Annotated in this window: 22 protein-coding genes; 9 read left to right on the top strand and 13 right to left on the bottom strand. The window is 48.6% G+C overall.

Annotated features, from left to right (window positions below; translation table 11 throughout):
- Positions 1-186: 186 nt before the first annotated feature.
- From melR to galE, 6 genes are all read left to right on the top strand, one after another.
- Positions 187-1,125: a transcriptional regulator MelR gene (gene melR, locus OGY09_RS03430; RefSeq protein WP_003826064.1), complete on the top strand. Its 939-nt coding sequence runs from the start codon at positions 187-189 to the stop codon at positions 1,123-1,125.
- A 193-nt stretch (positions 1,126-1,318) separates the two neighbouring features.
- Complete coding sequence (gene nhaC, locus OGY09_RS03425) at positions 1,319-2,779, top strand: Na+/H+ antiporter NhaC (RefSeq protein WP_032944663.1); 1,461 nt, start codon at positions 1,319-1,321, stop codon at positions 2,777-2,779.
- A gap of 123 nt (positions 2,780-2,902) precedes the next feature.
- A complete protein-coding gene (locus OGY09_RS03420) occupies positions 2,903-4,075 on the top strand; it encodes a MalY/PatB family protein (RefSeq protein WP_032944664.1) in 1,173 nt (390 codons plus the stop codon).
- Positions 4,076-4,229: 154 nt separating this feature from the next.
- Positions 4,230-4,865 carry a carbonic anhydrase gene (locus OGY09_RS03415; RefSeq protein WP_003826059.1) on the top strand — a complete coding sequence of 212 codons (636 nt, stop codon included), beginning with the start codon at positions 4,230-4,232 and terminating at the stop codon, positions 4,863-4,865.
- Positions 4,866-5,072: 207 nt separating this feature from the next.
- Positions 5,073-6,011 carry a glucosamine inositolphosphorylceramide transferase family protein gene (locus OGY09_RS03410; RefSeq protein WP_032944665.1) on the top strand — a complete coding sequence of 313 codons (939 nt, stop codon included), beginning with the start codon at positions 5,073-5,075 and terminating at the stop codon, positions 6,009-6,011.
- Between the two features lie 52 nt (positions 6,012-6,063).
- Entirely contained in the window at positions 6,064-7,080 is a 1,017-nt protein-coding gene (galE, locus tag OGY09_RS03405; RefSeq protein WP_032944667.1) for a UDP-glucose 4-epimerase GalE, read from the top strand.
- Between the two features lie 46 nt (positions 7,081-7,126).
- On the opposite strand, the gene OGY09_RS03400 is transcribed toward galE, so the two are convergent.
- From OGY09_RS03400 to tctD, 13 genes are all read right to left on the bottom strand, one after another.
- Positions 7,127-8,518 carry a DUF4832 domain-containing protein gene (locus tag OGY09_RS03400; protein WP_032944669.1) on the bottom strand — a complete coding sequence of 464 codons (1,392 nt, stop codon included), beginning with the start codon at positions 8,516-8,518 and terminating at the stop codon, positions 7,127-7,129.
- 31 nt (positions 8,519-8,549) lie between these two features.
- Positions 8,550-8,957 carry a hypothetical protein gene (locus OGY09_RS03395; protein ID WP_032944671.1) on the bottom strand — a complete coding sequence of 136 codons (408 nt, stop codon included), beginning with the start codon at positions 8,955-8,957 and terminating at the stop codon, positions 8,550-8,552.
- Positions 8,958-8,959: 2 nt separating this feature from the next.
- The gene (locus OGY09_RS03390; RefSeq protein WP_032944672.1) at positions 8,960-10,072 is read right to left on the bottom strand and encodes a glycosyltransferase family 4 protein; all 1,113 of its coding nucleotides are present in this window, start codon (positions 10,070-10,072) and stop codon (positions 8,960-8,962) included.
- Position 10,073: 1 nt separating this feature from the next.
- Positions 10,074-11,285, bottom strand: a complete 1,212-nt coding sequence (locus OGY09_RS03385) for a glycosyltransferase family 4 protein (protein ID WP_008785585.1) — start codon at positions 11,283-11,285, stop codon at positions 10,074-10,076.
- Positions 11,286-11,299: 14 nt separating this feature from the next.
- Positions 11,300-12,289: a glycosyltransferase family 2 protein gene (locus OGY09_RS03380; RefSeq protein WP_008785586.1), complete on the bottom strand. Its 990-nt coding sequence runs from the start codon at positions 12,287-12,289 to the stop codon at positions 11,300-11,302.
- Between the two features lie 4 nt (positions 12,290-12,293).
- Entirely contained in the window at positions 12,294-13,664 is a 1,371-nt protein-coding gene (locus OGY09_RS03375; RefSeq protein WP_008785587.1) for a hypothetical protein, read from the bottom strand.
- Positions 13,661-14,872: a lipopolysaccharide biosynthesis protein gene (locus OGY09_RS03370; protein WP_032944673.1), complete on the bottom strand. Its 1,212-nt coding sequence runs from the start codon at positions 14,870-14,872 to the stop codon at positions 13,661-13,663. Before OGY09_RS03370 ends, OGY09_RS03375 begins: the two co-directional genes overlap by 4 nt.
- Positions 14,869-16,998 (bottom strand): GumC family protein, encoded by a 2,130-nt coding sequence (locus OGY09_RS03365; RefSeq protein WP_032944675.1) that lies wholly within the window; start codon positions 16,996-16,998, stop codon positions 14,869-14,871. Before OGY09_RS03365 ends, OGY09_RS03370 begins: the two co-directional genes overlap by 4 nt.
- 2 nt (positions 16,999-17,000) lie before the next feature.
- Positions 17,001-17,558 (bottom strand): polysaccharide biosynthesis/export family protein, encoded by a 558-nt coding sequence (locus OGY09_RS03360; protein WP_003826038.1) that lies wholly within the window; start codon positions 17,556-17,558, stop codon positions 17,001-17,003.
- A 1-nt stretch (position 17,559) separates the two neighbouring features.
- Positions 17,560-18,846, bottom strand: coding sequence for an outer membrane beta-barrel protein (locus tag OGY09_RS03355; RefSeq protein WP_032944676.1), 1,287 nt, complete (start codon positions 18,844-18,846; stop codon positions 17,560-17,562).
- Positions 18,836-20,251, bottom strand: coding sequence for an undecaprenyl-phosphate glucose phosphotransferase (locus OGY09_RS03350; RefSeq protein WP_008785590.1), 1,416 nt, complete (start codon positions 20,249-20,251; stop codon positions 18,836-18,838). The genes OGY09_RS03355 and OGY09_RS03350 overlap by 11 nt, the downstream gene beginning before the upstream one ends.
- Before the next feature lie 454 nt (positions 20,252-20,705).
- Positions 20,706-22,118, bottom strand: a complete 1,413-nt coding sequence (locus tag OGY09_RS03345) for a sensor histidine kinase (RefSeq protein WP_032944678.1) — start codon at positions 22,116-22,118, stop codon at positions 20,706-20,708.
- Entirely contained in the window at positions 22,105-22,779 is a 675-nt protein-coding gene (gene tctD / locus OGY09_RS03340) for a transcriptional regulator TctD (RefSeq protein ID WP_003826032.1), read from the bottom strand. The genes OGY09_RS03345 and tctD overlap by 14 nt, the downstream gene beginning before the upstream one ends.
- Positions 22,780-22,932: 153 nt before the next feature.
- Here tctD and OGY09_RS03335 point away from each other — a divergent pair, with 153 nt between their 5' ends.
- From OGY09_RS03335 to OGY09_RS03325, 3 genes are read left to right on the top strand one after another with little or no spacing between them, the layout of a single operon-like run.
- Positions 22,933-23,910, top strand: a complete 978-nt coding sequence (locus tag OGY09_RS03335; RefSeq protein ID WP_008785593.1) for a Bug family tripartite tricarboxylate transporter substrate binding protein — start codon at positions 22,933-22,935, stop codon at positions 23,908-23,910.
- Between the two features lie 14 nt (positions 23,911-23,924).
- Complete coding sequence (locus tag OGY09_RS03330) at positions 23,925-24,359, top strand: tripartite tricarboxylate transporter TctB family protein (protein WP_095533105.1); 435 nt, start codon at positions 23,925-23,927, stop codon at positions 24,357-24,359.
- A gap of 10 nt (positions 24,360-24,369) precedes the next feature.
- A complete protein-coding gene (locus tag OGY09_RS03325; protein ID WP_003826025.1) occupies positions 24,370-25,884 on the top strand; it encodes a tripartite tricarboxylate transporter permease in 1,515 nt (504 codons plus the stop codon).
- The last annotated feature ends 87 nt before the right edge of the window (positions 25,885-25,971 follow it).

The following is a 25,971-nucleotide window of genomic DNA, read 5'->3' as shown; positions in this document are numbered from 1 at the left end:
AGCGTTTTTGAGATTACAGCTCGCCATTCCCGCTATCTCAGATCGGCAAGCGACAGGCACAGGATCTGAGTTTTTGGGAATAACTTCGCGAAAATGGAGAGAAAACGACGTTTTTTTTCGGTTAAGCTATGTTCATGCTTTGGCGTTACCCCATGGCCGGAATCACTATCCAGGAACCCAACCATAATGGCAAAAAGTACCCCGCAGCTGCCGCTCGACCCTCATATGTGTCGTAGCTATGAGAAAAAGTCGCGAAGTCCGCTGGCGCTCTATTCCGAGTATCAGCGTATGGATGTCGAACTGCGGGCGCCGCTGGCTATGACCTACAGCCACTGGCATGGCCAGGTTGAGGTGAACGTGCCATTTGATGGTGATGTGGAGTATCTTTTTAATGACGAAGTGGTGAAGAGCAAACAGGGTTTTATCACCTTGTTCTGGGCCTGTACTCCCCATCAACTCACGGATGCCGGGCACTGTAAACAGATGGCCATCTTCAACTTACCGATGCATCTGTTTTTATCCTGGCCGCTGGACAGGGAGCTGATTAATCACGTGACCCACGGGATGGTGATTACTTCGTTGGCTTCACAGCAGCTGAGCGCGTTTGAAGTACAGCGTTGGCAGAATGAACTCAATAGCGATAACGAACAAATTCGCCAGTTAGCCATTGATGAAATCGCGCTAATGCTCAAGCGCTTTAGCCTCGCTGGCTGGCGGCCGGTACTGGGTAACAAAACGTCGCGTACCCAGAAAAACAGTATTTCACGGCATTCACAGTTTTACGTCAGCCAGATGCTGGAGTTTATTGCCGCCAACTGCGACAAACAGCTTACGGTTGATGCTATTGCCGAACACGTTAAGCTCAATCCCAATTATGCGATGGGTATTTTTCACCGGGTGATGCAACTGACGATGAAACAGTATATTACCGCGATGCGCATTAACCATGTGCGGGCTTTACTCAGCGATACGGATAAAACAATTCTGGATATCGCTACAATTGCAGGTTTTCGCTCCAGCAGTCGATTTTACAGCTCGTTCCATAAATACGTCGGCATGCCACCACAGCAGTATCGCAAATTGAGTCAACAACGCCGACATCATTCACCTTATGCCGAGGGGTAATTTATTCACCAAACGTTCTCTTACCTTACTACTAAAATATAAGCACCAGAATAGCAGGTCAAAAAAGATAATCTGCAGCAGTTAATAAAATAGGGTTCAGCCATGAGCTCTGGCAACTATGTTACTCAGACATGAGTGACCTGTAGCAGGTATTTATTTGACGTGTTCAACCATTAATGATTGGGATGGAATTATGGAATTAAATAACTGTACCGCCAACAACAGAAAGCCATTGTCTTTCTTTTGGTCAGTTTTACCCATGGTAGTCATGCTGGGCGGGATTAGCATCGGATATTTTATCTTCAATATTCGTGCTGAACCCATGATCCTGATGGGAACGGCAACCGCCTCGTTTATCGCCATCGCTCACGGCTACACGTGGGATGACATTCTACAATCTATTTGCAATAAAATATCTGAAGCGCTGCCGGTCATATTAATTGTCGCCAGTATCGGTTTCTTAATTGGCGCATGGATGGTGTCAGGCACTATTCCAATGATGATTTATTATGGTTTGAAGTGGATTAACCCGCAGTATTTCTATATTTCGGCATTTATGCTGGGAGCACTGATCTCAGTATGCACCGGTACCTCCTGGGGTTCTATCGGGACCGTTGGTATTGCCATGATTGGTGTAGCGATTGGTCTGAATGTCTCGCTGCCCATTGCCGCTGGTGCCATTGTTTCAGGCTGCTGGTTTGGTGATAAGCTCTCACCGGTTTCTGATTCAACCAACATGGCTGCACTGGCTGCCGGGGTAAACCTGTACTCGCATATCGGCCACCTGCTGTGGACTACCGGCCCGGGTTTTATTATTTGCTGCGTCGTTTACAGCTATATGGGCATGGGCATTGATGCCTCGTCCAGCGCGCCTGAAAACATTACCAACTTGATGAATTCTATTGGTCAGATTTATCACTTTAATATTCTGCTGCTACTCCCGCCGATCATCGTTTTATATGGCTCACTGTCAAAAAGACCGCCCATTCCGATGCTCTTTTTATCTACGATAGTCTCAATGATTTTGGCGTTAGTCTTTCAGCAATTTACGGCATCCTCTGTCGGCGAATCCGTGGTCAGTGGCTTTAAGCTCGCAATGCTTACCGGAGATAATCTGCCGACACTGTCTTCCGATGTTTCCCGCTTGCTGGAGCGAGGCGGCGCTATTTCAATGTTTAGCAGCTTCGTTACCGTTTTCAGCGCCTTCAGCTTTGCCGGGGCAATGAGTGCGACAGGCTCTCTGCACACCGTGATAAACGCACTGACAAAAGGCGTTAAATCCACATTCCGCCTGGTGGCTACCACGATTGTGACGACATTTACCATCTGTGCCTGCACGGCAAATGGGACCTTACCGTTGCTGCTGTGCGGTGATGCCTTTAAAGAGGAGTACAAAAAGCGAGGTCTTGCGGCAAAAAACCTCTCGCGAACCACTGAAGATGCCGGAACCGTTGTCGAACCGATTATCCCATGGTCTGCCTCAGGCGTTTATTGCGCCACTATGCTGGGCGTTGCCACGCTTGATTACTTGCCCTGGGCAATCCTCTGTTACAGCGGTGTCATCTTTGCCCTACTGTGGGCGGCAACCGGTATTGGCATTGCTAAATATGAGCCCAATGAAGCCACTGAGAATATGGTTGAGCAAAAATCATAAACGACTAAATAGCTAAATATTAGCTATCACCAGGGTAAATTAAACATATCCATTAGATATACATAAACATTCTTCGCTTTTGCGTTGCTTACACTATTTTCAGAGACTTTCCAGGAGTCAACAATGTCTTTGTTTGATGATATTGTCACAAGGGATGTTAATTGTCGTAAATACGGGCAATTACAACAGATGTACGGTACCACCGATGTATTACCGCTGTGGATTGCAGATATGGATTTTGCGACACCAGAGCCAATCATGAGCACGCTGCGTTCGGTGGTGTCGCAGCCTGTGCAAGGCTATAACCTGGATTATCCACAATGGAAAGAATCTGTTATTCATTGGTATGCACAACAGTATGATGCCGATATCAAGGCACACTGGTTACATTTTATTCCCGGTGTTATAAAAACTATCGTACTCTCTTTAATGGCGCTTACCCGTCCAGGCGATAATATTTTAACCTGTACGCCAATCTATGATCCCTATCCTAATCTGGTAAACACCAGCGGTAGGAATTTGATTCAGACGCGCCTCATTGAGAAAAACGGGCACTATGAATTTGACTGGCATGATTTCAGCGAGAAACTCAAGCAGTGCAAAATGTTTTTGTTCCCTTCACCGCATAATCCAGGTGGAATGGTGTGGTCGCGGGAAACGTTGGAAAAAATAAGCCACTATTGCCAGCAGGCTGGCGTCATCATTCTGTCTGATGAAGTGCATAGTGATTTAACCCTGCCAGGAAAGCGCCATTTGCCGTTTTTTACTGTTGATGAAGCACCAGATAGTCGGTCAATCGTGCTTACTTCCATCAGCAAGACCTTCAATACGGCGGCGATCCAGGGCGGAATCGCCATTATTAAGAATGATGAATTACGCCATCAGTTCTACCACTTTCTGGATAACTGCTACCTTGCCGAGACGCATTCATTACAGCAGGCGGCCATTTATAGCGCTTTTACCCATTGCGCCGACTGGCACCAGAAATTATTGGCCTATCTGGCCGACAATGTAGCGTTTGTGAAAAGTGAAATTGAAAAGCACTGTCCTTTGATCTCAATAGTGTATGGCGGCGCGTCGTATCTGTTATTTCTGAATGCGGAAAAAATGGATCTCAGCGATGAGCAGCTAAGCGCTTTTTTTGTGCATGACGCCAGGCTTGGCCTGTCACCTGGGGCGCAATACGGTCCCGGTGGAGAGGGGCACATGAGACTCAACGTTGGCTGCCCCCGCCCGGTACTGGTAGAAGCGATGAACAGGCTAAAAGCGGCATACCAGAAATGGCAGAACGCATAGCGTACATCACACGATTTGCCCTGCCACGGTGGGGCAAAATTATCCAAAGATGTTGCTGAAGTGCTATAAAGTCTTTCCCTTCTGTCGGCTGGTGTTAAACTGGAAAGTGTGATCTTCATCATAACCTGCTTAAACAGAGACAAGAGACACTGCTATGCAACATATCATCGAGGGCTTCCTCAACTTCCAAAAAGAGATTTTCCCTCAACGCAAGGAACTCTTCCGCAGCCTGGCATCCAGCCAGAATCCTAAGGCACTTTTCATCTCCTGTTCCGATAGCCGCCTGGTACCAGAACTCGTTACTCAGCAAGATCCAGGACAGCTTTTCGTTATCCGCAACGCCGGTAATATCGTACCGTCATTTGGTCCGGAACCGGGTGGTGTATCCGCAACCATCGAATACGCGGTTGTCGCACTTGGCGTAACGGATATCGTCATCTGCGGTCACTCTAATTGTGGCGCGATGAAAGCTATTGCCGATAGCCAGCCCCTGGATCCGATGCCCGCTGTCGCTCACTGGCTGCACTATGCCGATGCCGCGAAAGCCGTGGTCGATAAAAAAACCTGGGATAACCCAATCGATAAAGTTAACGCCATGGTGGAAGAGAACGTTATCGCACAGCTTAACAACATTAAAACGCATCCTTGTGTCGCGGTTGGGCTGCGCAATAATGCGCTTCGTCTGCACGGTTGGGTGTATGACATCGAAAGCGGTGAAATCCGTACCCTGGATAAAAACAGCAAAACCTACGTTTCCCTTGCAGATAACCCGCAGGTGCATTTCGAGTAATTCCCCCACTGGAGCAAGGATGCTCTGGACATCTCCTCTCCCTATTTCTGTTAGTGGACAAAAAACGGGCTCGCGACTAGTTTTAAAGTAGCCACTGGTGTTCCACATCGGTTTTCGCACATTTATACAACATTGCGACAGGCTCATTCACTGAGTCGCAAACAGCTGTTCATACATGGTGCAGGCGATAAAAAGGAGCAGGTGCAGATGCAAAAAAAAATAAAAAGAATAATGGATAAGTTATTTTATCATGAGTCGTGGGACATCATGCTTATTAAGGATAATGGTACACACTCATTCCCCGACAACACTCTGGAGATATTAAGCAAATCCACTGCGCAGCAGTTAAAAAAGAAATATACATTTCAGGCCGATCCTTTTCTGATTGAAAAAGACGATAAACTGTATGTTTTCTATGAAGCTCTTAGCTTCCGCAACTCAAAAGGCACGCTACGATGTCGCGTTCTAGACCGTGAACTGGTTGAACTTGAAGATATTAGGCTTGAAGGCTTTGACGACTTAAAGTGTCATTTGTCATTCCCTTATCTGATACATATCAACGATCAACTGTTCATGATCCCCGAGTCTTCAGAAAGAAAAGAGGTAATACTGTTTCAGTCAATTGAGTTCCCTGCACGCTGGAAGCAAGTTAAAGTTTTAATCTCTGATACCAAATTAACCGACAACGTATTTATCTCAATTAATGAAACCTGTTATCTGTTGTCCACCACGATGGATAACGAAATAATTATTCATTCAGCAGATCATATTTATGGACAATGGCAGCGGATTACCCCCTCATTGAAGGTGAGCAATCCTCATCATCGGGGAGCGGGTGCCCCTTATCATGTTGATAACAAAATATACTTCCTTACTCAGGAATGCACGCCGGAAACTTATGGAAAATCAATCTATATCAAAGAATTAGTGACGCTGAATGACGCTAATTTTGCTGAAGCTCTGATCGAACAAATCAATTCGTCGATCAACCACAGTGACGGCGTCCACACGCTGAACTTCTCAAATAACTATATTGTTTATGATACAAAAATAAATAAATTCAGCTTTTTATCTATACTTAAAAAAATATCTTATAAATGCATGGTGAGGTATCGCAACTATTACCTTACCAAACGTAACCAATAACGCGTTCTCTATGGTACTGGCGTGAATCAATCCCCGTTTATCTGGAGTCTGTATGGCAATTCTTGTCACTGGTGGTGCAGGTTATATTGGTTCACATACTGTGTTAACGCTACTGGAAAGAGGCGATGATGTCGTAGTCATCGATAATCTGGCGAACGCCAGCAGAATCTCGCTGGACAGGGTCGCGGAACTCACCGGAAGAGAGCCCATTGTCTATATCGCCGATGTTCTCGACAGGCAGGCATTAAAAAACATTTTCGCCGACCATAACATCACCGATGTCATTCATTTTGCGGGACTCAAATCGGTTTCAGAGTCGATAAAAGAGCCCCTCGCCTACTATGAAAACAACGTCACCGGTACGCTGGTTTTGCTGGATGAAATGCTGGCTGCAGGCGTTAATCGTTTCATTTTTAGCTCATCTGCCACGGTATATGGTAATCCAGAAAGCGTGCCGCTGAGCGAGCAATCACCTACGGGCGGCACCACTAATCCGTACGGCACCTCTAAGTTGATGGTCGAACAAATTCTGGCCGACTTCTCACGTGCACAACCCGATTTTCGCATTACCTGCCTGCGCTATTTCAACCCGGTTGGCGCCCATCCATCGGGTCGGATTGGTGAAGATCCTAACGGTATCCCTAATAACCTGGTTCCGTATATCTCCCAGGTCGCGATTGGTAAGCTGGAAACCGTGTCGGTGTACGGTAATGATTATCCAACCCCTGATGGTACCGGTGTGCGTGATTATATTCACGTCATGGATCTGGCGACCGGTCATTTAGCCGCGCTGGATTGCCAGAACAAAGGCGCGGCTTACAAAGTGATTAATCTCGGTACCGGTGTTGGTTATTCCGTGATTAATCTGATTGAGGCATTTGAAAAAGCAGCGCAGACAAAAATAAACTATCAGTTTGTCGACAGAAGACCGGGTGATATTGCCGAATGTTGGTCTGACCCATCGCTGGCATACAAAGAGCTAGGTTGGAAGGCCATCTACAACCTTGATGAAATGATGCGTGACACCTGGAACTGGCAAAAAAATAACCCGAATGGGTATCAAATTTAATGTTCTCAGCAGCGAGCCTGACCGTCAGGCTCGCTGCTGTGTCTGACTAGCGTACCGTTATTGTTGATACCCGGTACCAGCCGCTGCTCTGCTTTCCTTCATTGGCAAAGTTAATTCTCGCCGCACCCGACTTATCCAGCATCGCAACCTCAATCGCGTATTGCCCTTTCGCCAGTCGGCCTGGCATAGATAACGCATAACTGACCTGATACTTACCGGGGAGCCAGCGGCGAATATCCTCCGCGGAATTCCCCTGTGCCACCACCTTATTGGCGCTGTCTACGACCCGGAATGCCAGCATGTAAGGCAGATAAATCGGTGCGATACCCTCATTGTACCAGGTACTGTTTAATGTCAGCGTTTGTCCGCTGTCCCACACGGACTCATGGCTCAGGGACGCAAGGCGAAATCGATAGCCCAATTTGGTCAGCGCATTGTCGACAATCGGTCGATAGTCGCTGGGTATCGTTCTCGATTTCAGGTTAATCGTACTGGCGTGCTGCTTGACCGCCCAGTCAAAAATCCCCTGCACTTCAGAACGTGTATAGTGAAAGGTGTTCTTCCAGTCCTGCATATACGAGCAGATCTCCAGACTCACCGGCGCACGTTTCCAGGCATCGTTAAACCCTGAATAACTCTGCTGCGCAGCCAGCAATCGCTGGGGGTAATCATCAGCCATATGGTTCCAGGAGTCCGAAAATACGCGCAGGTCCCCCCAACAGTCCGCACGCCACCCAGCCCCACGCGCCACCGCATTCGCCAGACTTTGACCGCCGCTTATCAGCATGGTTTTTGGCGTCACCGGAAAAGCAGAAAAGTGCATCGCGACGTAGCGATCCAGTTGCGCCGTGGTGTATCGCTCCAGTAATGGCTTCAGGTTAGGGAAGTTGCTGTTATGCCATTCTCCCCACGATCCCACCATGCCAATATCAACAAACGCGAGATTCTCATTACCATCGTAGCGCTTACCAAATGCGTTCAACAGACGCTGGCTGTATTGAATAAACAGAGGATCGTCTAAATCCGGGGCAAATGTCTTTTTATCCGGCGTCCAGGTTCCTTTCACGCCTTTTTTAATCAGCCAGTCAGGAATTTGCGAACCGCTTTCCGGCTCTGCCAGAGCCATAAATCGTAGCCCGACATTCATCGCAGGGCGATGTGCCGCCGCGTATTTGAAGGCATCATCCACCAACGCAAAATTGTACTGGCCTTCGACTGGCTCCAGGTCCCGCCAGTAAAAACGCTCGTATTCAAATCCGGTATTGGGATAGTCCGCCAGCCCCAGCGTTTCACCATATCCCTGATGAAAACTTGCCACGCCAATCCCCGGATTGGTTAACGGGCCCGTCAATGCTTTGGGGGTAACGGTCGTCAATGCGGCCATAACCGTCAGCGGGAAAAACATGCACAACAACGCACAAACCCATTTACGCTTCATCGCAATGACGTCCTCCACCAATTTGTTAACGCTAGCGGTCTTTCAGGCTTAACCACCAGTCCCAGATACCTACGTGAAAATTTTGGAACACATCAATACCTAACGCGGATTTGATCATATACAGCGTCAGCAATATGCAGCAGGTGACGAATAGCACGGCAATCAGCAGCAAAAAAGTGAGCAATATTCTCGACAGGGTTGATTCCTGGCGATGCTGGCGGCGTAAATCTCTGCCAAACAAAAAAACCAGATAATAACGCTTACTGAAAAAAGGAAAGCTTCTGCGAATATCGATCTGATGCCGCGAAGTCAGGGTTGTAGCAAGGAGCGCTTTTTCCACCCCTTCTTTTTGTTCAGGGGTCAATTCCTCCGATATCCGCTCATCAAGGTGAGCGTAAAACCGTTCGATGGCAGGAGGACGATTTTGAGGACTGGTCAAAATTAACCTATATCTTTATCAATGGAGTGGTAGACGTTAACCGTCTTTTTGGCGATTTCATGCCAATTGTAGTTTTGCAAATATACACCATAGTCCACGCTATTTGCTGTTGCCCCTTGGCCTAATTTTTCAGCCAGACCGGTTACATCTCCCACCTTAAAATAGGCCTCGGCGGGCAGTTGAACTTCAAGGTTAGCCGGAATATCACTGACGACGGCCGGAAGAGAAAATGACATTGCCTCCAGCAGCGCAATAGGCAATCCTTCATGGTATGAGGGCATCACAAACAATTTAGCCTGCGAAAACACCGCCTGAAGTTCGTCACCACGTAAAAAACCAGTCATCACAACACCTGGCGTGTCGGCGGCAAGCTTTTTGAGGCGCACGCTGTATTCGGTCGGATGATCCGCATCGCCAATTAACACTAACGGTATGGTCAAACCGCTGTGTTGATAAGCGGCGATGGCATCATGCATCCCTTTTTCTTCCACAAACCGCCCAACCACCACGAGGTAGTTTTTCGGCTGCAGCCCAAAGCGGGAGAGCGTATTGTCGATGGTGAGCTGTGATAATAACCGCGGCTCGTTCACGCCATTGTGAATTAAATGCGCATCATAGCGACCGTGTTTTTTCTGGATCAATTGATTAATAACTTCAGAAATCACAATCACCTCGTTGGCATATCTCACCGCCCAACGCTCACCCAGCAACAATATTTTTTTGGCTACAAATCCCCATTTCTGGCGATCGTAATCGGGCCCGTGGTGGGTAAAAACCACCTTCTTCCCTAACACGCGTAATAATGGGATCACAAGGCCAGGGCCGATAGCATGGACATGCACAATATCTGAATGGTCGATACGTGTCCTAAACGCCGCTAAAACGGAATGGACAATCGCTTCCAGCGAGCGCTTTTTGGGTGCCCACAGCGCGTAGGTTTCGACTTTTTTATATACAGATCGTTTGTAATTTACATATGGCGAGCGAGCGATCACGCAAATATCCACGTCGAACTGCTGCTTAATGGCAGGATAAAGATTCTGACAGTGTGTCTCCACACCGCCCAATACATCGGGAATACCACGCGTTCCAAAAACCGTTATTTTTTTACTCATACTATGGCCTGCTCAGCAGTTCTTTATACAGCGCCTGTAGGGTATCCATATGTTTACTCAGCGCATATTTTTCACTCAACCGTGCACGTCCATGTAAACCCATATTCCTCGCCTTCTCAGGCGAGTCGGCCAGAGCGTCCATCGCATTGGCTAACTCATGCACATTACCCGGTTCGAATAAAATCCCTTCGATACCGTCACGAATTTGTTCCGGTATACCGCCGATGCGCGACCCGATAACCGGCTTGCCTAAGGACATCGCCTCTAATATCGCCATTGAACAGTTTTCATAGCATTCTGAAGGCAGGATCACCGCTCGCGCATGCTTAATAAGCTTATCGAGCGCTTCCCCTTGTTGCACATAACCTAAAAACTCAACATCAGGGTATTTGGCGGCTAATTCATCATGCAACGGACCGTGCCCTACAACTTTCAGCGGCGCTTTGTTCTGCATTTTTTTATGCGCTGCCAACAACGTTGCCACGCCCTTTTCACGGCTCAGACGGCCAAAGTACAGCATATAGCCCTCATCGCTCACTTCAGCCAGGGGACGGCTGTCATCAACGCCATTGACGATGACATCAATGCGCGAATTTGGCAGCGTGCGCAGCAAGACACCGCGTAAAAAAACGCTTGGTGAAACAATCACATCCAGTGCCTGATAGTTTTGTGCAATGTACTGCCAGGTTGCCTCCAAAGAGAGCAGAAGACTTTTTGAGGCTGAACCTTCCTGACAACGATACCTGAAGGCATTGAAAACCGTTCCGGTAATACAAGAATCACACACTTTGCCGTCGCGCAGCATGGAATACGCGGGGCACACAATCTTATAGTCATGCGCAGTCAGCACCGTTTTGCAGCCAAAATTGCGCGCAACTTTAATCAACGCCGGTGTTAACTGATGGTAGATGTTGTGAAAGTGGACGATATCCGGGCGCTCTTTTTCTAATAGCGCCAGCATTTTTTTACAGGCCTGCGAATTATGAATAAAGTTAACCGCCGTTTTGATACCACCCAGCAGATTGCTCGCTTTGTGGTAGTCCACATTACTGACGAAATAATCCGTATAGTCCGAGGGGAAATTATTCTCATGCTGCATAGAGAAATCAATAACCTGCACTCCGGCCTGTTTCAGCATATCGCGCTCTTGAAAATAAACTGTTTCTGCGCCGCCTTTGATGAAAAAAAACTTGTTAACCAATAATACTTTCATGGCGCCTGCCCCGGTTATTCATGAATGATTTTACTGTTAGGCGGAGTCAGCGGATCGCGTACCGGATAAAAAATACCTTTGATCAGCCCCGCTGAGCGTACGATTAAATTAATAACGCTTTGCAGCCCATCTGTTAACGAGCGGTTTTGCACAATCTTCAACAAAGCAAACGCCAGTAATGGTAGAAGCGCAACGGCAAACACATTGATATTTAAACTGAGCATCGCCACAAATAAGAGAATAAGGTAGAGCGCAAATACCGCCTCATTCTTCACGATGTTGAATGACTGGGAAAACCAGGGCTTCCCCCAACTACAACGCAAAAGTTCACCCGGTGCCTGGTAATAACCGCTGGTCCAGCGCCGCGCCAGCATCTTAAACGTCGGCAGCGTATGTGACGTATGGCTGAAGTAAGGAATATCCAGACGCCGCAGTTTATAGCCTGCTTCGATTAAACGCAGGCCCAGTTCAGCCTCTTCATACGCGTGCAAATTACGGTTAGTCAGATAACCAATTTTTTCAATTGCCGACCGACGATACAGCCCACCGCCACCCAGATGATCGCTATCCCCGAGTGGATAGATTTTATTAATGCGTTGCTTACGCGATTTAAATTCATAGTTTACGGCATCATCCATTTCAACGGTTCCCGCAACGCCTGCATATTCTGGTTCGGCCTGCAAAAACGCGACGGCCTGATCCACAAAGCCCTCCTCCAGCTCCATATCGCCGTCCATCAACAACAGATATTCCCCTTCACTATACAGATAACCTAACTGGTGCCCGACGCCACAGCAGCGATCGCCAGGGTCAGTTAAGGACACTACGGTCACCCCTTTATCGATCGCAAGCTGTTGGGTGTTATCCGTTGACAGACTATCTGCCACAATAATTTTGTGTGGATAATCAATAAGCTGCTTACGGATACTGTCAATCGTCTTCTCAATACATTTAGATTCATTGAGTGTTTTAATACTCACTGAAATAAACGGTTTTTGGTCCATACAATTACCCTACACAGCGAAGGACGGTTCGACGAATCACTAAACTTGATCCTAGTGATAAATAGAACAGGAATTGTAACATCGGTGTAATCATCAGTATCTGGCTGTAAGGTAAGCTAATTAAGCAACTGATAGCAAAAGCGTTAAACGCCGGTGCAAAGCTCAATAACTGGAGATCCTGCTGGTCCAGTTGTTCAAGCGTCAGTAATGGCTTTGGCTGACAAACTTTCAGGATATAAATGAATAAGCTAATAAAGAGTAACGTGCCGATCACCCCAACTTCCCACAGCAGCATACTCAGGGAAGTCGAGTCGAGAATTAAGTTGTAGATAATATTCAAAAAGCCCGGCGACACCGTACTACCACTGTTAGTTGCATTGAGTCCGTAGCCAAATAACGTTCCTGAAAGCCCCCACAGATCGTTATTTTTCAACCAGAACAGGAACGTCGTAAAGCGCCCTAATTCACCGGTAGACATAATATAGTTCGGATCAAAGATATAGCTTAAGGAGTCGATAAAAATACTTAACGAGCTTTTCGACGGATCGCCGCCGAACGCCGTAGAATAATAGTACGCGAGGATCACAATCGACAGGCTAATAAGCAACAGCATTCCCGCCACAATAACCAACAACGTCTTCAGATTGACCTTACTAACGTCTTTGACGTAGCTCGGTGAAAGCCACACCCACGCCAGGAATATAGGCGATAGCAGGATGACAAACTTCACTTCACCAATGATGCATAACCCGATACCGAGAACAATATGCAGCGCCATGGACTTGAACGTGGTGAGCCCATGCTTATATTCGGAGACTTTTAACAACATAATTAACAGGCAAAACAAACCCATTGCGGCAGTATTCCCGCCTCCCATAGGGTCACCGCCAAACGTGCCAACCACGGAGTCCCATTTCTCATCTTCGCCGCGCACCGCAACACGCTGGGGAACGACCAGTAAAACCTGATAAATCATTACCGGAATCTGCGCGTAAAACACCCAATACAGATAGCGCGTTGCGCGGTAAATCTGTGATTCCCGGCAAAAGCCCAGCAGCAAACAGATCATCACCAGCGACAGCGCAATTTCGTTTTTAAATGCCACAATCGCGACGGTGATACCGCCCTGAATCAGCGTCGATGCTCCAGCCAGCACCAGAAACGAAAAGTACAACGCCAGGACAATCGTCTCCTGGGCATCGAGATGTAAGGAGCCATCACGCGTCTGCATCACCAATAATCCCACCATCAACAGGGTCAGGAAAAAAGGTATCCACAGCACTGACTGCATGCCGGTAAAGTATTGCACCAGGCCACACAGGATCAGCGTGACAAAGGTATAAACCTGTAAATAGTATCCGGTATTCAGCGTCATAGTATCACCGGCTTGTCTTTCAGGAGATTGGCTCGCTTATTCATTTTCAGATAAATGAAGGCGTAGCGAATAAATGTCAGTGAAGAAAACAAGATGACCGACGTTGCATAATCTTTATAAAAATAGGGCGTCACAACAAAAGCGAAGAGTACAATCGCCAGCTGTTCCAGTTGGATACGCAGAAAATAGCGATGGGAACCAAAAATAAGCTCTATCACCGTCAGAGGGCTTATCGCCAGCGCCGGGAATAAATAGGGCAACATGTAGCGTGACGTCTCAATGGAGTTTATCCAGTCTTCGCTAAAGCCGAGGCGCATCACAATCGGATAGAAAATAAAAACCCCAAGGGTACAGATAACCCCTAGTACCAGCAATAGCATACGTACCTTGGTATACTCCTGATAGTTAAAGGTATTATTTCTGAAGTCGATAGACCATTTGGAAAAAATAGTATTGCGCACCGCATTCCCGATGATCACCACCGGCGCCAGGCAAAAGCGGCTAACCACGGAAAAATAACCCGCCGTCAGCGCCGAGAACCAAAAGTTAATCAGCATAATAGGCAAATTGCTGCTGGCCATCGCCAGCACTTCCGCGCTGCCCACTTTGGTAATGTGATGAATATTCTGTTTGAAAAAATGCCAATTACTGGTGGGCCGCAGATGTCTGGCCGCCACCGAACGAATATCAAACGAATGCAAAATACAGCTTATGGTCAGCACCATCGTCGTGCAGGCCCACGACCAATAAAATAGTTGTACATGGTGCGTAACCAGAACCGAAAGTAATACCACCACAGAGACAGAAATACGCTGGAAAATCAGAAAACGAAAGTTGGCCGTGCGTAGCGACAGGTTTTCCGAGATTAAAACCCACGCCGTTGCCAGCGTCAGCAAATAGAGAAACAGAATGTTCTGGTGAAACAGCCACGCGGTCAGCACAGCATACGGTAAGGCAATGATCGTGCTTTGGATCAGGCAAAACACAACATTCTGCACCAGTTCGTCATCCTGCTGTTTAGGAATTAACAGCTGTGATGCAAAGGTACACACCTGAGCGCCCACCACGGCGATGCTGTAGTTGAGCGCATAAAGTCCCACTTCAGCCATATCGTACTTGTGTGAAATCAACCAAATAGACAGTGCACCAATCAACTGCGAGATGACTGATGAACCGGCTATCGTGGAAGCGCTCTTCAGTAGACTCATACGCGGCCTGGCGTTGCCATCAGTTGATCGGTACTGAAGTTCAGTGAACGCAGACCCTCTTGCGTCTCAAGATCCTTTTCTTCAACTGCATTGAGCACCGCACCAATCACCACGCCGTTATTTTCCTCGATCTTATCCAGCGCGTTGGCGATTTGTCCCGCGGACCCCGCCCCGGCTTTCACAATGAAAACAACGCCATCGACGGCACGTTTGATCAGTTGAACATCCTGGCTCTGATTCACGGCAGCAACATCAATAATGATGCGCTGATAATGCGATTTCAACTCGCGCATTAAGAGTTCAACATGCTCCGACGACAGCATCAGTAAAGATGAGATGGTGTTCTTGCCGTGTGGAATAAAGTCGAGGTTATCACTGAGTTTGATCCTCGCCTGTTCAAGCTCTGTCTCCCCGCGCAGCAGTTCCGCTAAGCCTGCGGATGTAGCTGACGCCAGCTCGGATGTGAGCCCACCAGTGTTAAAGAAATCTGCATCAATAAGCAGTGTTTTCTGGTCGAAACTAAAAGAGTTCGCTAACAGATTCGCCAACAAAGAACGCCCATCGCCGTGCTCCGTCGACGCCATAGCGAGCGTCTGTAAAGGTCGATTATCCAGCATAATCCGGGTACGGATACCGTGCACAATATCGGCATTAAGCGGGTTCTTCATGATCATGTCTCGCACCTGTGCGCGCCCTGAGGTTCCGCTAAAACGACGAATTTCACCCAACGGAACAACATTGAGCCGTTTTTTCATGCGACTGAGGGTACCGATTGAGTTATCCATTGCCGCTTTGACAATGAAATACATGATGCTGAACACCACCACCAGCATGACCACCATCAGCAACAATAAAGATTTATTCGGTTTCGCCGGTTTTAACGCGGGTACCGCAGGGTCGTATAACACCGCATCGGCATTCACGCCGGACAGCGACAACTCCTGAGTACGTTGATAAAGCGATTTATACAGGTCTTCCATTTTATCTAACGACAGCTTTTGACTGTTCCAGGCATCCCGTTTTGACGCCATTTTCTGGAAGATCTCTTTCTGCTCAATCACTTGCTGTTGATAGTTTTTTTCGTCCGCCAGCGCCGCCAGATATTGCTGACGTAAACCGACTTTCAGCTCGCCCAATACCCGCCCGGTCTGGCTTTGGATCGACTGAACATCGGCTTCTGCTTTTAAAATGGCGGGATTTTTTGGCCCATAGACTTTACGCTGTTCGGACAACGTTCGTTGCGCCTGAATCAACGCGATGCGCAAATCCTGGATCTGAGCGTGGTTAGAGACCGAAGGCAGCGAGATAACGCTCTCAAGGGACTTACCTCCCCCGTTCACCTCGTTATAGACGGATTCAGCGGCAACCCGACGCTGGGTCGCATCGGCCAGGCGATTAGTTACGATACTTAACTGCTCGGTTTCAAAACCATCGATACCGCGGAAGGTCAGCAGCCCGGCATTTTTCAGATAGCTGTCCATCTCGTCTTTTTGCTTAGCTATCGACTTCTGAATCTCTTCCATTTTTTCAAAATTCAGTTCGCGAGCTTTCTCCACCTTCAGACGTTTCTGCTCCACCGTATAGTTGATGAAAGCCTGCGCGACGCCGTTGGCAATATCAGCCGCAACCTGAGGCGAAGTTGATTCATAGGTAATGGAAGCCAGGTTCGTCGTGCGAATACCGATGACATTCAGGTTTTTCGATAACGTTTTCAGCGCTTGCTCCATTCTCAGTTGCCGACTTTCATTGCTATCAGCCCCCTGAGCACCGGCTTTTTCCCCGGTAAACTCCGGGTTTTCATCCAGCTTCATATCACGTACGGCTTGCTCCAGCACAATACGTGAATGCATCAACGCATATTGTGTTTCGTAGTAACCACTGCGTGTTGAATCGAAACCATCAACCTGTGGAAACGGAGAAACGTTATCAGCCTGCGCCTTAATCAGCACCGTCGCCGTTGAAACATACTTTGAGGACATCATGCTGATTAACGGATACGCGACGACCCCGGCAACGATACCGGCCAGCGCGATTTTCCAGGCGTTCTTTTTCAGCTCTTTGGCAAAACGGGAGAATTCGACACTGCTTTCTCGTTTTTTGCCGTTTTCCACTATTGATAGTTTCATCGTCAGAAGAACCCCATGCCAATAATCACGACATCCCCAGGATGAACAGAGTGCGTTAAATCGACATTCTCAAGCAGCTGATTGCTCCCTGACAGGCGAATGTTGATATCTTTTCGGTCAGCACGATCTGTAAATCCACCCGCCTGCGCAATAGATTTCTCGACGGTAAGCCCTGGCTCATAAGCGAAGCCATTTGGACTTTTTACCTCACCTGAAACATAGTATTTGCGGAACTCGGCAATACTCACCGTCACCATTGGAGATGTAAAATAATCTCCGGTCAGGCGTTGAGTTAATTCTTTAGTCACTTGATCAACGGTTTTATCTTGTAATTTAAGAGCACCAACAAACGGGAAATTAATTTCCCCGCTCTTATCCAAAATAAACCGCATCGTCATATCGGGTTGACCATGAACAGCGATATTGACCGTATCCCCCGCCCCAAGTCGGTAATCCTGCTGAACAGTAGCAGGATCGTCCATTAATCGCGGGCTGGACGCTGTGCATCCGACCAACAGGATACTGAATAGCAAAACCGCGCACAGTTCTATTATTTTCATTTTAGATCTGAACCTTAGCTTTAAGCATAATCATAGAATTATCATAACCCAACGTTCTAATGACTTCCTGATTGTCGTTGGGACCGATATAAAACGAGTCAGTATCCTTATTCGAATTTAATGTATCTATCTGATATTTAATCTCAAAATTAACCGACGGCGTGTAGTCATAGCTCATGGTGACGCTAAACACGCCATCTTTATCATGTCGATCCTTGTTCTGTTTTTTATAGTCTTCCGAAGTGAATGAGTAGTCCAATAAAGTAGAAAAACGAGTGCCTAACCAGAAATGCTGGTAAGAAAGGCCATACTGGGTCACTAAAATATATCCCCCAACTTCCGATGGGTCTTTAATGCTTTGCGCAGAGTGGGCCGTGAAAACAGACTGTTGTAACGGCTTCCACTCCGCTTTTATGTCCCAGTTTAGACCATTAAAATCATGCGAGTTTGCGTTGTTTTCAAATGTTTTATACAACCATGAAATATTCATGTCGACATTGGTTTTCCCCGTCAACTGCGACTTCAGGCCATACAGTAAATAATACTCATTAGTGTCTTTTTCTGAGTTGTTATCATAGCGACGCTGGTTAGTAATAAAGCTATAGCGAAAGCGCGTTCTGGATGAGTATTGGTCAAAAACTTCCGCTATCAGGCTATTTTCATGCCATTCCTGTTCCTGAATATAATTGTAGAAGTCCTCACTGCTGTCCCGAACATCAGAGGTGTTACCGAAAGTCAGTTTTTTGTATAACAACGCCAGTTCCGCTTTGCCGCGACCATCAGGCGCACCGTAGCTGTAGCGTAATTCACTATTGATAAAATTCGTCGTCAGCGGAGATTTAATCCCATACTGCTCGAACTGACTAGGTAAAAAACCCTCGGTGATGTCACGACCGCGGGATTCATGCCCAAGCGAATCCTCCAGATTGAGGGTTAAGCCATGCTTGAGCCCATACCGCCAGGCACCGTTAAAACGGAAAAAATGATCGTTGTAGTTATCAGCAGAATCGCTTGAGTAGTTACGATAATCCCCAGAGTACATCAGCAAATACTTATCCTGACCACGCTCTCCAATCATACTCAGAACGGGCGCCGCACTCTGAAACGATGAACCGATAGCATCGTTGCTATGTGGCTGATAAGACACGTTATCATTATAACCATAGTCCACAGCGACCTTGCCCTGGAAGTCTATCCCCGCAAAGCCAATGTGTGATTTCGGTGTTAAATCAGCCCATGCGGACTGCGATATCACGATTCCGGTAATAACGAGTAATTTAGTATGCATTCTTACCGACAAATCCTTTGAAAATAGTTTTAATAATAATTTTTATATCCAGCCATAACGACCAGTTTTGAATGTACTCAATATCGTACTGAACCCTTTTTTCCATCTTATAAAGCGCATCGATCTCCCCGCGGAACCCGTTGATCTGCGCAAGCCCAGTGATCCCTGGCTTAACTTTATGGCGAATCATGTAATTTTCGACCTGTTTGCGGTACTGCTCATTATGCGTAACCGCATGAGGTCTGGGACCGACAATCGACATACTTCCCTGCAAAACATTAATAAATTGCGGAAGTTCATCCAGCGAAGTGCGGCGCAAAAAGCTCCCGAATTTGGTTACCCGCGGATCGTTTTTAGTGGCCTGAATAACCGTATCGGAATTCTCCATGACGCGCATAGAACGAAACTTCCAGACCTTAATTTTTTGCCCACTCAAGCCATAGCGGTCCTGTTTGAAAAAAACCGGCCCACGGGACGTGAGTTTGATACCAATGGCAATCGCCAGCATCAGGGAGGAAATCATCACCATAATGATGCTGCCAAGAACCAAATCTTCCGCCCGCTTAATAAACGAGCCCGCCCCTTCGAATGGTGAACTGAAAATACCGATAGTTTGCAGATTGTGGATGGAGCGTAACTTGGACATGTTGTTACTGTAGGTATAAAAGTCAGGGACAATATAGGTATCTACGGTGGTGTCTGACATCATGGCCAAAAAGTGACGAATGCGATGTAAAGCAACCATCGGTAAAGCAATATAGATTTCGTCTATGTTTCCCTTCTTGGCTTCCTCGACCAGATTGATCACCGGACCACGAAAGGGGCTTTTAACCTTATCAACGACATCGCCACAGCGAGATAAGGCGCGCTCATCATAAAAGGCCAGATCTAATGTGATATTGGCGTATTCATTCATTAGCGCGGTTTCTGCGGCCAGACCATTGTCGGTCAGACCAATAATCGCCACACGGATACTCTTTTTCGTTGAATACTTAAAAATAAAAAAACGAATGTAGTAAAGAAAAGGTAATGGAATGAAGTACCAGTAAATAATGGCTGAATAAAAAGGGGAAGGCAGTCTGTCTAAGTAGCCCAGTGACTCAGGTTCAGCCACCGTCATACTGACCAGTTCGTTAAAAAAAATCGCCAGCAGCGTACAAAAAACCAAGCGCTTTTGATTACGTAAACCGATCGTCTTAATCTTTTGCTGGTACATTTTAATGTATTCAGCAAACAGCAAGAAAAAGATTGAGAAGAGAAGACTCAAAATGGCAATGGTGTTAAAGGGCACCAAACCCAGCAGATGGGCGCTAAAAATTAACGTCACATTGATAACAATGAAATCGACCAGTTTTAAAAAGACTGGATATCCTTGGCTGCTAATCTTTAGCGATTTTTTAAGCATATCTCAGCCCATTATTTATTGATCTTTAATTGTTTTTTTCTCATTTCATGTTGCTAATTATATCACAAGTCTAAAAAACGCAATGGTACATTGTCAGTAAATGTAAAAAATAATACTCATTACTGTGACAACACTCCCCAGTGAAATCGTATCTATATGATTTTAATGCAGATGATATCAATAGAAGTTTTATCTACCTCAGCAAAAAAGATAACCTTTAACAACATTTTCGCTATTGACAGATAACATCCCATGGTCTATGAAAAAGTGTTTTATGTATGATAAATTGCACAAAAGTATTGTTTCAGTGACGTTGAATCACCTTAGAGTTGCTGTTTAATACAGTAATTAAAATAAAAACAGCTGCCTTAAGACAACATTTCAAATGATATTAATAATACAATTAATTACTTTTTATTATAATTAAACAACAAATATCATCACCATGAATACCTCATACGGTAACGCTTAAAAAGCGTACCCGAACCCTCAGCCCACCTAATGTCTCACTACGCGTTAGCTGAGGATGCGTGCGATGCAGACGAGCAATATCATTGACCAGCGCCAGGCCGATCCCGGCGCCTGGGACATTGCCTACGTTATCAAGACGATGAAACGGTAGCAGAGCCTGATGAACCATCTGCTCATCTATGCCCGGCCCGCTATCTTCGACCACCAGCACCACGGCCTCTCCTTCTCGTTGCAGCCGGGCGGTCACCATCCCCTGCGACGGCGTGTATTTCAGTGCGTTATCCAGCAGATTCCCACACAGTTCACCGAGCAGAACTTCATCTCCCTCAACCCACACCGCGTCCTGTTCCCCTTCATAGCCCAGATCGATCCCTTTACTACGCGACTGCGCCAGTCGGGTAAAACAGCTGGTTTGCACCACCTCATACAGATTAACCGGCGAGAAATGCCTTTCCCCCTGCTCCTTGCGCTTCACCGCAGACAACTGCAACAGCCTCTCCGTCAGTTGAATGGTATTATCGAGTGTGCTACTCATGGCTTGTAAACTCTCATACCATTGCCGCGGTTCGGCGCTGGCGAGAGCCACCGATGCCTGAGTTTTCAGTACCGCCAACGGCGTTTTGAGCTGATGGGAAGCATCCGCGCTGAAGCGCTCCTGACGAGAGATTAGACCGCGAAGTCGGTCCAGATAACGGTTGAAAGCCACAATCAGCAGACGGGTTTCCGACCATGGCAGCAGCTCCGGCAGCGGCGTCAGCAGGCCTGGCTCACGACGCACCATCAGCGATGACAGCTGGCGCATCGGGCGTAGCACCCGGCGCAGCAGCCAGCCAACCAGCACCAGAGTCAGTAGCACCAGCAACCCTTGCGAAACCCACGAGGAAAACAGCAGCTGTCGCGCCAGATAACGCCGCGATTGCAGCGTTTCGGCAACATAAATCTCCGCCATGCCGACAATACCGCCTTCATTGACGGGCTGCAGAAGACGTGCCACGCGGATTGCCTCACCGCGATATTCGGTGTGATAAAACCATGCCAGCGCCGGGTAAAGACGCGTGCGCGAGGTGGCAGGCGGCATCGCCGGTAAATCGTCATAACCCGAGATAACCTTCCCCGCCGGATCAACCACTTTGTAATACAGTCGGTCGTTCATATTCAGTTCAAAGCTGTCCAGCACCACCCATGGCACGTTCACTTCCAGCTGTTTATTGCGCACCACCAGCCGCTCGGAGACGGTCCTGGCGGATGAGAGTAGTGTCCGGTCATACGCCTGGGTCGCCGCCTGTAGCGCACTGACATAGCTGTTAAATGCCGACAGGCCCCACAGCAACATTAGCGGCAGGCCCAGAAACATCAGCAGTTGCAGGTACAACGATTGGGGTTTAACCCACTTCATCGCTACGCTCCAGCACATAGCCCAGACCACGCAGCGTAGCAATACGCACATCGCTTCCCTGTAGCTTTTTACGTAAGCGATGGATATACAGCTCAATGCTTTCGGGACTAACCTCATCACTCAGGCTGAAGACCTGCTCAAACAACTGCTGACGTGAAACCGGCCGCAACCGACGGTACATCAGCACCGTCAACAGCGCCTGTTCACGTGGCGTGAGCGCCAACGGCTGCCCCTGCAACAGAAAATAGCCTTCATCGTGAAACGCCAGCTCCCCCAGTTGCTGTATGCCTTGCACCTGTCCCGCACTGCGACGCAGCAAGGCCCGCAGCCGGGCATCCAGTTCCTCGATTTCAAACGGCTTTGCCAGATAATCATCGGCTCCGACGTTCAACCCTTTCACCCTATCGGCCACCGCGCTACGCGCCGTCAGCAGCAGGACAGGAAGCGTCTGCCCGCGCTTGCGCAGCCGCTGAACGACTTCCAGGCCATCCAGACCGGGCATATTGATGTCCAGCACCGCCAGCGCATACGTTTCGCTATGTAAAAGATGGTCGGCTGCCAGGCCATCAAACACGCAGTCAACGGCAAAACCGTTTTGCACTAGCGCTTTCTCCAGCCAGTGAGCTAACTCACGGTTATCTTCCGCTAATAAGAGACGCATATCACATCCTGTAAAGTTTCTGCCGCATTGAAAGGGAATTGAAAGGTTAATGTTTTAACAATCACGCAACCGAACTGCTACACATCGGCTCACATAATCACAAAAATCTTCTTCCGTACCTGAAAATCCGGTTTTCCGGTGTGAGGATAAACAATGAAAAAACAGTTATTTCGTACCCTTACTGCAAGCATTTTACTGATGAGTACCTCTGTACTGGCAGAACAAGCGCCGTCGCGCACTGAATGTATCGCCCCTGCTAAACCCGGCGGTGGTTTCGATCTCACCTGTAAGCTGATTCAGGTGAGTTTGATGGAAACCGGCGCTATCGAAAAACCGATGCGCGTGACATACATGCCCGGCGGCGTTGGCGCTGTGGCCTATAACGCGATTGTTGCCCAACGCCCGGCTGAAGCAGGCACCGTGGTGGCCTTCTCCGGCGGCTCCTTGCTGAATCTGTCACAGGGCAAGTTTGGTCGCTACGGCGTGGATGATGTCCGCTGGCTGGCCAGTGTGGGTACCGATTACGGCATGATTGCCGTACGTCAGGACGCGCCATGGAAGACGCTGAAAGATCTGCTGACAGCCATGGAAAAAGATCCCAACAGCGTGGTCATTGGTGCTGGCGCCTCTATCGGTAGCCAGGACTGGATGAAGTCGGCGTTGCTGGCGCAAAAAGCCAATGTCGATCCGCACAAGATGCGCTACGTGGCCTTTGAAGGCGGTGGCGAACCGGTTACCGCATTGATGGGAAATCACGTACAGGTGGTTTCCGGCGATCTCAGTGAGATGGTGCCTTACCTCAGCGGCGACAAAATCCGCGTGCTCGCAGTGTTCTCTGATGAACGCCTGCCGGGCCAGTTAGCCAACGTACCAACCGCTAAAGAGCAGGGTTATGACCTCGTGTGGCCTATCATTCGTGGCTTCTACGTTGGGCCAAAAGTCAGCGACGCCGAGTATCAGTGGTGGGTTGATGCCTTTAACAAACTCCAGCAGACCGATGAGTTTAAAAAGCAGCGCGATCTGCGCGGTCTGTTTGAGTTCAACATGAGCGGCAAACAGCTCGACGACTACGTGAAAAAGCAGGTCACGGATTATCGTGAGCAGGCGAAAGCCTTCGGTCTGGCGAAGTAAACGCAGAGGCAAAGATGATGAGCGATCGTATTTTCGCAGGTATCTGGCTGTTGCTCTGTATAGCCGGGCTGTTCGTGGCCTGGCAAATCAGCAGCGAATACAGCTATGAACCCGTAGGGCCGCGTCCCTTCCCGCTTGGCATTATCAGTCTGATGCTGGTCTGCGCCGTGGCGCTGCTGTTGCGCCATCCGGACACCATCAGTTGGCCCCGTCGCCATGTGCTGCAAAAGCTGCTGACGATGGTCATTGTTCTGTTGATGTACGCCTGGGGTTTTGAGTGGCTCGGTTTTCCCATCGCCACCGCCATTCTCACCGTGGTGATTGGCATGCTGTTCGGCGCAACCATCCCGGCTGCGGGTATTTCCGGCGCGGTGCTCGGCATTCTGCTGTGGTTTGCCTTCGACCGACTGCTTGACGTCACCTTACCACTCGGCGCCTGGCTGGGTTAACGGAGAAACGATGGATACCTGGATTTATCTTTCTCAGGGTTTCGCGGTGGCAATGACGCCGGAAAACCTGGTCATCGCCTTGATAGGCTGTTTTGTCGGCACCATTGTGGGTTTGTTGCCTGGCCTTGGGCCGATCAACGGCGTGGCGATTCTGCTGCCGTTGGCCTTTGCGCTGCATCTGCCCGCAGAATCCGCGCTGATCCTGCTGGCTACAGTCTACATAGGCTGTGAATATGGCGGGCGCATCTCCTCCATTCTGCTGAATGTTCCTGGCGATGCGGCGGCGATTATGACCGCGCTGGATGGCTACCCGATGGCGCAGCAAGGACGCGGCGGCGTGGCGCTCTCTATCTCGGCGGTCAGCTCTTTCTTTGGTTCGCTTATCGCCATCGGGGGCATCATTCTGTTTGCCCCGGCGTTAGCCCAATGGTCGCTGGCCTTCGGTCCGGCGGAATACTTTGCCTTAATGGTTTTCGCCATTGCCTGTCTCGGCAGCATGATGGCGCAAAATCCGCTGAAATCATTTCTGGCAGCGCTTATCGGTCTCGGACTTGCGACCGTCGGCGTAGACGCCAACACCGGGGTTTATCGCTTTACTTTTGACAGTGTCCATCTCTCTGACGGTGTGCAGTTTATCGTGGTGGTGATTGGGCTGTTCTCTGTCTCTGAAATATTGTTAATGCTGGAACATACCAGCAGTGGCCAGACGCTGGTGCGTAAAACGGGCCGCATGTTGTTCAACGCCAAAGAAGGTGCACAGTGCGTAGGGGCCACCCTGCGTTCATCAGTGATTGGCTTTTTCGTCGGCGTTCTGCCTGGCGCTGGCGCCACCATTGCCAGTGCCATCACCTACATGACCGAGAAAAAGCTCAGCGGCAACAGCGACAGCTTTGGCAAGGGGGATATTCGTGGCGTAGCGGCGCCAGAAGCCGCCAATAACGCCTCGGCCTGCGGCTCTTTTATTCCGATGCTGACGCTCGGCGTGCCGGGCTCCGGTACCACGGCGGTGATGATGGGCGCGCTGACGCTGTACAACATCACCCCGGGGCCAGCCATGTTTACCGAGCAGCCGGATATCGTTTGGGGGCTGATTGCGGCGCTGCTAATTGCTAACGTAATGCTGCTGGTGATGAACATTCCGCTGATCGGTCTGTTTACCCGCATGCTGACCATCCCGCTGTGGTTTTTGGTACCGGCTATCGCGGCAGTTTCCGCGGTTGGCGTGTACGCCGTTCACAGCACCACCTTCGATTTGGTATTGATGGTCGCCCTCGGCGTGCTGGGCTACATCCTGCGTAAAATGCACTTCCCAATGTCGCCATTGATTCTGGGCTTCGTTCTCGGGGAAATGCTGGAGCAGAACCTGCGCCGGGCGTTGTCTATCAGTAACGGCAGTATGGATATTCTGTGGGCCAGCGGCGTGGCGAAAGTGCTGCTGGTGATGGCGGTACTGGTTATCGTGGTCCCGCCGGTGCTGCGCATGATCCGTAAACGCAACAGCAAACCGCAGGTGGATATCGGTTAATAATATGCCGGATGGCGGCGCTATTGCGCCCTATCCGGCCTACAATTTGGCTCGGTTGTAGGCCGGATAAGTGCAACGCCATCCGGC

This window comes from Citrobacter sp. Cpo071, assembly GCF_030332765.1.
Lineage (GTDB): Bacteria > Pseudomonadota > Gammaproteobacteria > Enterobacterales > Enterobacteriaceae > Citrobacter > Citrobacter portucalensis.
The sequence above is the reverse complement of the archived record's forward strand: the minus strand, read 5'-3'. Positions and strand labels throughout refer to the sequence as shown.